The 448-nt window shown below is 61.8% G+C and carries 2 pseudogenes; both read right to left on the bottom strand.

The annotated features are described in order from the left end of the window. Positions 1–248: pseudogene (locus AACY49_RS31055) on the bottom strand (hypothetical protein); the annotation flags it as partial. A gap of 2 nt (positions 249–250) precedes the next feature. Continuing rightward, positions 251–448, bottom strand: a pseudogene (locus AACY49_RS31050) (hypothetical protein); the annotation flags it as partial.

Genomic DNA, 448 nt, shown 5'->3' with positions numbered 1-448 from the left:
CCCGTCAAGATCGTCGAGCAGATCGGGGTCTCCGCGTTGACGTCCTGCCGCGTAAAGCTTGCGGCTGCGACGGCAAGCGTTGCCAGCCAGTCGCTGTCGAGTTCGGCAACGTCATGCCAATGCCAACCGCGATGATCCTCAATGCCGACTTCGCCGGGCTTGTTGATGACAAGCTCCGTCACCTCGACCGGCTCCAGCAGCGGCAGGATTGGTGCGAGATAATGGCGCAGGACGGCGGTGTCGCTCATCCTCAGTGCCGCAACTCGAGATTATAGACGTCGGCGAAATTGAAGTCCTTGGCGACGAAGATCCCGACCTCCTCGCCCTGGTTCTTCTTCAGCACCGGACGGATGTTGATGCTGTTCTGGAGCGCTATGCTCGCCCCCCGCTCGGCGTGCGCGTCGTGTTGTTGAAATTGTTGCTCCCGCCGGAGACGGACTGGCCGGCG

It is taken from the genome of Pseudomonas sp. EL_65y_Pfl2_R96 (genome assembly GCF_963970905.1).
Classification (GTDB): domain Bacteria; phylum Pseudomonadota; class Gammaproteobacteria; order Pseudomonadales; family Pseudomonadaceae; genus Aquipseudomonas.
This window is presented reverse-complemented; position numbering and strand designations above follow the sequence as displayed.